8 protein-coding genes are annotated in these 6,445 nt (G+C 56.7%); all 8 read right to left on the reverse strand.

Annotated features, from left to right (window positions below):
• Positions 1 to 15: 15 nt before the first annotated feature.
• The 8 genes from IGS51_RS03860 to rpmH all read right to left on the reverse strand — a co-directional run bounded on the left by IGS51_RS03860 (position 16) and on the right by rpmH (position 5,947).
• Complete coding sequence (locus tag IGS51_RS03860; protein ID WP_297076121.1) at positions 16 to 450, reverse strand: SH3 domain-containing protein; 435 nt, start codon at positions 448 to 450, stop codon at positions 16 to 18.
• Positions 451 to 647: 197 nt separating this feature from the next.
• A complete protein-coding gene (locus tag IGS51_RS03865; RefSeq protein WP_297076122.1) occupies positions 648 to 2,159 on the reverse strand; it encodes an AAA family ATPase in 1,512 nt (503 codons plus the stop codon).
• Positions 2,160 to 2,199: 40 nt separating this feature from the next.
• Positions 2,200 to 2,712: a DUF177 domain-containing protein gene (locus IGS51_RS03870; RefSeq protein WP_367279249.1), complete on the reverse strand. Its 513-nt coding sequence runs from the start codon at positions 2,710 to 2,712 to the stop codon at positions 2,200 to 2,202.
• Positions 2,713 to 2,885: 173 nt separating this feature from the next.
• Entirely contained in the window at positions 2,886 to 3,374 is a 489-nt protein-coding gene (locus tag IGS51_RS03875) for a R3H domain-containing nucleic acid-binding protein (RefSeq protein WP_297076127.1), read from the reverse strand.
• Positions 3,375 to 3,377: 3 nt separating this feature from the next.
• Positions 3,378 to 4,520: a membrane protein insertase YidC gene (gene yidC, locus IGS51_RS03880; protein ID WP_297076131.1), complete on the reverse strand. Its 1,143-nt coding sequence runs from the start codon at positions 4,518 to 4,520 to the stop codon at positions 3,378 to 3,380.
• Positions 4,521 to 4,851: 331 nt separating this feature from the next.
• Entirely contained in the window at positions 4,852 to 5,235 is a 384-nt protein-coding gene (locus tag IGS51_RS03885) for a PH domain-containing protein (protein ID WP_297076133.1), read from the reverse strand.
• Positions 5,207 to 5,677, reverse strand: coding sequence for a ribonuclease P protein component (gene rnpA / locus IGS51_RS03890; RefSeq protein ID WP_297076136.1), 471 nt, complete (start codon positions 5,675 to 5,677; stop codon positions 5,207 to 5,209). The genes IGS51_RS03885 and rnpA overlap by 29 nt, the downstream gene beginning before the upstream one ends.
• 129 nt (positions 5,678 to 5,806) lie before the next feature.
• Positions 5,807 to 5,947: a 50S ribosomal protein L34 gene (gene rpmH / locus IGS51_RS03895; protein ID WP_084782327.1), complete on the reverse strand. Its 141-nt coding sequence runs from the start codon at positions 5,945 to 5,947 to the stop codon at positions 5,807 to 5,809.
• Positions 5,948 to 6,445 lie beyond the last annotated feature (498 nt).

Consider the following 6,445-nt stretch of genomic DNA (forward strand, 5'->3'; position numbering starts at 1 on the left):
ATTCGCGCAAGAGGGCTACTGAATTCGCTCGGTGTTGCCCGCTTTGACCCAGCCTTCGCTGCCGTCGTTCAGGCGCACCCGCAGCCATCCACCGTCGGCGCTGGTTTCCAGCACGGTGATTTCCTGGTTATAGTCGATGCCGCCAATTTGCGCGGAGTCCAGGCTGGGGCCGTCTCGCAGCACAATCCCAACTGCCGGGAGAACGCGGGCAGTGTAGACCTCTCCAGACGCGGCAGCTTGGACAGGTGTGGTGTCTGGCGGTGGCACAGTACCATCCGCAGCGGGCACTGCGCCGCCGGGGGGAGCGGCGTCGTTGGGGAAGACGGGTCGAGGCGGCAGTTCGGTGAGGCGGTTGATTAGATAGCGGGCCGCGCTGACCCCTGCGAAAAACAGGATGGCGATCGCCAGCGAAACCCCAATTACGCCCTGTGCCAACCGTTGCAAACCCATAGTGCGACTCATCTTTGGAACTTGAAAATCTTTGGGGAACCTGTTCGAGCGGGAAACTGTTCGAGTGGAAAACTATTGGAGTGGGAAACTGTTCGACGGGAGACTGTTCGAGTGGGAAACTGTTCAAGGACTCTTGCAGGATACCTGAGCCAGCCAGAGGATGAACACAAAACTCCGCAGGATATTTAACAGCAAGGCTAGGAAGATTGGGACTGGGGCCGCAAGAACAAATTGCCTTGGCGAGAGGCCAGGCGGGCCCGCCCTTCGGCGGCAAAGCGCTGGAGCTTTTCGATTTGCTCTTGGGCAGTCCGCGCTAGGGGAATCATCTGGCTAGCTGCCTCTAGCACGTCGTCGGTCGTAAAGTCGCGTCCCTGGCTAAAGCCGAGATGCATCGCCTCGGTCAGAATTTGCTCGATCTCTGCCCCAGAGAATTCCGGCGTTTCGTAGGCCAGCCGCTCTAGGTCGTAGCTTTGGAGATTGTGCGGCCGCAAGCGCATCAAGTGTACCTCAAAAATCGCCTTGCGCTCTTCCTGGCTGGGCAGCCCCACAAAGAAAATCTCGTCAAACCGCCCCCGACGCTTGATTTCAGGCGGCAGCGCCTCGATATCGTTTGCGGTTGCAACTACAAATACAGGCGAGGTTTTTTCTGCCAGCCAGGTAATCAACGTCCCAAAGACGCGGTTGCTGGTGCCTGAGTCGCCGCGTCCGTCCAGCCCGGCAAAGGCTTTGTCGATTTCGTCGATCCACAGGACGCAGGGCGCTAGTGCCTCTGCAAGCTGAATCATCTGGCGAGTGCGCGATTCGGACTCGCCCACCAGTCCAGCAAACAGGCGACCCACGTCCAGCCGCAGCAGGGGCAGGTGCCAGTGGTGGGCGATCGCCTTTGCCGTCAGCGATTTCCCTGTGCCCTGGATGCCCACCAGCAGCAGCCCGCGGGGGTGCGGCAATCCGTACTGTCGGGCTTTTTCGGAAAACGCACCGCCGCGCCGCAGCAGCCAGTCTTTCAGGTTATCCAGCCCGCCAATGTCGGAAATGCGCTCGGTGGCGGGATAAAAGTCGAGGATTTGCGTCTGGCGGATCGTCTGCCGCTTTTCTTCGAGGATCAGGTCTACGTCTTCGGCTTGCAGTTCGCCGTGGGTGGCGATCGCCCGCGCCAGCACCCGCCGAATCCGCTCCATCGACAACCCCTGGCAGGAGCGCACCAGATCATCCAGCACCCGGCTATCGAGCGATCGCCCGGTCGCCATCGTCAGGCGCTCCAGTTCTTGCCGGATCTCGCTAGCGGTGGGCAAAGGAAAATCCAGCACCGTCAGCACGTCGCTGAGGTCATCGGGAATCGTCACCTGTGGCGAAATCAGCACAATATTCTTGGGCTGAGACTTGAGCAATCGCGCCAGGTTTTTGAGCTTGCGGGCAACCGCTACATCGTCTAAAAAACGGTGAAAATCTCGCAGAACAAAGACCGCGGCAACGGTCGGCGGCAGCTTTTCGACCAGTTCCAGCGCCTGCACCGGGTTGCGTTTGCCAGAGCCAGCATCGTTGGGGTTGCCCTGATAGCCATCGACAAAATCCCACACGTAAAAGGATCGGTTGCCCTGCTGGGCACACTGGGCGATCGCCCCTTCCACGCGCTCCTCTTCGCGAGTCGGCACGTAGATCAGCGGGTAGCGGGCCCGCAGCAGCAGTTCAAACTCTTCTGCAAAACTCATGCCTCGTTCCTGCCCACCCCCTTCGTTTCATCTGCTGCACTCAGTTCAGCATTTGCTTTTTCAGGGCTTCTAGCGATGCCCATCGATGATCGACATTCACCGTCGGCACGGGCAACTCGTCGCTTAGCTCAATGCCTGCACACTTGGGGTCGCAGAGCTTGCGCGGAGGAATTTCCAGACAAAGCTGCTCGTAGAGCCACCGATCTGGCTCAAAATAGCCCCGCGGCGGCAGCGACTCGATCAGTCCCTCCGTCGAGCTTAAATCCTGATCAAACAAATCCTCTGCGGCTGTGGGAGCCGTCTCTTGCAGCCAGATCATTTCCGACACATCAATCGAGAGGCGATGGTTATACTGCTGCAAACAGCGATCGCACATCAGGGTCACAATCGCCTCCGCCTTTGCAGACACGTCCAGATAGTTGCCCTTGTGCATCACGCGAATCGTGCCCTGCACGGGCATTAAGGTATCTAGGTCGGGCAGGTGATCTTGCACCTCGATCGTTTCAGTCTGCTCGACCGCCCTCAGCAGTTGAGGAATATGAATTGCCTGCATCATAGCCGCCTCCTCTCGCACTCATTGCGATTGACGCTACGGAAAGAATAACCCGTTCTCAGTCCTGGCACTGTAGCCTGGGCCGCCCTACCCAAGAGGCTCGGCTCCCAAAGCAACTATTAGCTAGGAGCAACTGCCAACTAGACGCAACTGCCAGCTAGCCTTTGTCCCAGCTACTTTCGACGCACCACCAGACGGCGATCGGGTTCCTGACCACGACTGGAGGTTTCCAGATCCTCATAGTCTTTGAGAAAGGTGTGTACCTGTCGCCGCTCAGCCGCCGACAGCGCCACCATCTCAAACTCTTCCCCCGTTTCGCGCACCTTTGCCGCCGCCTCTTCGGCCAGGGCCAGCAACTCCGCCTGACGGCGATCGCGATATCCATCTAGCTCCACCGTAAACGGCTGCTGCTCACCCTCTGGCTTGCCCATGTTCAGCGTGGTGTTGAGCAAATACTGGATCGAGTCCAGCACCTCGCCGCGATCGCCCTGCAACGCCTGAATCTGCTCGGTCGAGAGCGCATCCGACGAAATCGTCAGCCAGCAGCTTTCATCTTCGCGAATGGCCACACCGTCAGCATCCACTGCGGCTGGCAAGGTAGCCAGACTCAACAACTGATTCAGCCACTCGCGCCCCTGCCGCTGTTGCTCAACGCTTGCCATCCGCTATCCCGCCTTTTTCTTAGAACGTCCCGGCTCAAATGGCAGCGCTTCCCGCCTGCTATCTCCACTCGACTGCTTCTCCTGATCATCCAAAATCTTTTGCAGATTCTCCGGCAGCGGCTCTCGCGACAGAATAAAGGTTTGCAGCGTTTGGAAGATATTAGCAATCACCATGTACATCAGTACGCCCGCAGGCAGCGGGAAAAACAGAAACATTCCCGAAAACAGCACTGGGGTCAGCTTATTCACTGTATCCTGCTGGGGATTGTTGCTGGGGCCCTGCCCCGACAAAAGCTGGTTCACATACAGGCTCAGACCAAAGAAAATGATCATGCCTACAATGTCCCAATGAATCGTGCCGTCGGCATCCCTCGCGCCCACACGACCCAGTTTGTCGATAAACAAAAAGCCCTTATTCGCCGCCAAGCCCTGCACCGTGCCCTGAATCGTGACATCCCCCGGCTTGATGGCTTGAATATTACCGTTTTCGTCGATCTGGATATTTTCAGCGCCCTTGGTCACCTTCCAAACCGGGTCAATTATCGTATCGGGGTACTCTGCCAGCACCTCCCGCAGCGGCTTGCCCTCAGTGGTCTGGAAATCAATGCGAGTTTTTTCGCCCACTGCTAGACGAGTTCCGCCTGGAACAACCGCCGCCACAGGGACGTGTACACCGTCTGAAACGTAGATATTCTGGGGATTAGTGGTATATGCCTGGGGCTGAATCTGCTCGATTTGCTCCTGTGGAAGCACTTGCAGATTCACGTTGTAGTTAATGTCTGAGAATGGCGACCCCCGCAGCGTCGCAAACAGGGCAAACAAGATGGGCATCTGCACCAGCACGGGCAAACAGCCCGATAGAGGATTGCCAAACTCTTTGTAAACTTTGCCCATTTCCTCCTGCTGCTTAGCAGGGTCGTCCTTGTAGCGCTCCTGAATTTCCTTAACCCGCTTTTGCATTACCGGGTTGGCAACCCGCATCCGGCGCATATTGCGGATTGACCCGGCGCTGAGAGGGTACAGCGCAAATCGAATCACCAGGGTCAGAGCCACAATAGCCAGCCCGTAACTTGGCACGATCCCGTAGAAGAAATCCAGGATCGGCAACATGACGTTGTTGGAGAGAAAACCGACACCAAAATCCATGTGCTTTGTGGGTACCTTGTGGCTCTGAACGTTTACGGCGTGACTAAATCTGGAAACAATCTAGAAACAATCCGGGAATAAGCTAGCTAGATGCTATGCGTTTACCTTCACCAGATGTAATCACCAGACGCAACCAGACACCATTGTACGCTGCAAAACCAGTCAATTGCAGCCGAATTGAACGTCTGGTCAAACGTCTGGTTGAGTTGTCCCAATTCCTAAACGAGCAAATTGCCTAAGTGAATGGGGAGCTAGCTTGTGGGCTGATCCAACAGGTCTGACAATGCAGATCTATCGGGAATGCAGATCTATCGGGTCGGATCTATCGGGTCTAGGTGCTGGCTTTTTTGGAGGCCTTAGCTGCGATCCGCTCGCTGATGTAGTTGGCAACTTCTCGGAACTTGGGCATGGCGCGTAGCTCCAGACGGCTGCCGTCTTTTAGCGTAACAACCATATCGCCCCAACTGCCCAGCCCGCGAGGTACGGCAACCACGCTAGCCATTTCGGAATAGATAACATCCGAGCGATCGCGCCCCATCCATCCACCCGTGACGGAAATCCGTCGGTCGGTAATCCGATAGCGGAGCCAGATGGCCCGAACGATCGCCCCCACCGTCAGCGGCAGGCACACCACCGTCAGCCCCAGCAGGCAGTTGAGGATCAAATCCCCGACGTGGGGGCCGCCTTCATAGTACACATCTTCCCGAATGCCCATCGAACACCTCGGCCTCTATCAGCAACTGCTTTAATTCTTGCAGAATTTCTTTATAGTTGCACTTTACTGCAACAGGCTGCACGATGACGACAATCATCCAGCCCGTTGCGAACCCAGGCAGCAACTCGCGCAGGGCCGCCCGGATACGCCGCTTGATGCGGTTGCGAACCACGGCCCGCTTGCTGACCTTAGTGCTGACCGTAATGCCGATGCGCGTGGGCGATCGCCCTAATGGTTCTACCGCATTCCTGTCTACTGCATTCCCATCTACCGCATTCCTATCAGACCTATCAGAATCGGGCAAACCAGGCTTTTTCTGGTGGACTGGAAACTGGCGCAGCGCCCGTAGCGTGAAGTTGCGAGTGCTGCGCCGCACGCCGGCCTGATGAACCTTGCTAAATTCCTGCCGACGCTTGAGTCGATGGACTTTGGGGAGAGCCACAACACATCTATTCCGTAAGCCAGTGAGCCATAAGCCAATCCAGCCCAATTAGTCCATACGCAAACGAGCTAGCTCCAGGCAAACTGGTGGCTAGCTCAAACCCCTATCTGGACGGGACGCAGGTGGAGATCAGGAAACAGACAGACGAACCCGCCCTTTGCGACGGCGTGCTTTTAACACTCGTTGCCCGTTTTTGGTACGCATTCGTGCGCGGAAGCCAGACGTGCGGCGGCGCTTGCGGGAGGTTCCACCCAGAGTACGTTTCGTCATAATTTAGCTCTCCAACCGTTGCAGAAGGGGATGATACAGAATGTGAACTGCGAAAGCCACAGCCTACTATTGTATCACTCGCCAGAGGACGCAAGACAAACGCAAAAGAAAAAACCCCAGAGGCGAACCTCCAGGGCTTGAATCAGGGTGCATCTACCATTCGTTTCTACGTCTGAGGACATAGAGCATCCGGAGAGGTTAAACAACTTCTAGAGAACTTTATCCCTTCTTCAGGCTCAATCGTCCCCCGCTTGTCTCTGGGCTTTGTGGGCATAGGACTTACGCGGTTGGAGGATTTCTCGCGGGCTGCGCCCGCGAGAAATCCTCCAAAACCCAGAAAACTTATCGCAGTAAGTCCTGAGGCAATAGGACTCACAGGTAATAGGACTCATGCAGTTCTCCGGGCTTTGCCCCGGCAGGCTTCAGGAAACCTCACTAGCGGGTTCTGGCGGCGCGTGGATCAACTAGGGTTTGCAGGGCGGCAACGGCCTGCGATTG

The organism is Thermoleptolyngbya sp. M55_K2018_002, from assembly GCF_015295965.1.
Lineage (GTDB): Bacteria > Cyanobacteriota > Cyanobacteriia > Elainellales > Elainellaceae > Thermoleptolyngbya > Thermoleptolyngbya sichuanensis.